The organism is Thermus sp. FJN-A, from assembly GCF_054655095.1.
Map to the genome: position 1 here is coordinate 1 of NZ_BAAHSC010000036.1, position 251 is coordinate 251.

The 251-nt window shown below is 71.7% G+C and carries 1 pseudogene; it reads right to left on the reverse strand.

Features of this window, described 5'->3' with window-relative positions:
- Nucleotides 1-251, reverse strand: a pseudogene (locus tag ACYQ0J_RS00175) (ATP-binding protein); the annotation flags it as partial.

Genomic DNA, 251 nt, shown 5'->3' on the forward strand with positions numbered 1-251 from the left:
CTTCCTTAGGGTCTCCGGGTGGACGGCCAGGACCAGGGTGGCCACCTCGGCGAAGGCCACCAGCCAGGGGACCACACTGGGGGTGAGGCCCGTGGCGTCGTCCACGACGAGGGTGACGGGGTTCACCCCTTCGGGGCGCTTGAGGGCCTTGAGGAGGCTCCTCGCCTTCTCCTCGTTCCCCGGGTAGCGCCTCTGCCAGGCCTTGAGGTCGGCCTCGAGGTCCCAACCCCCCCCCCCCCCAAACCCCCGGC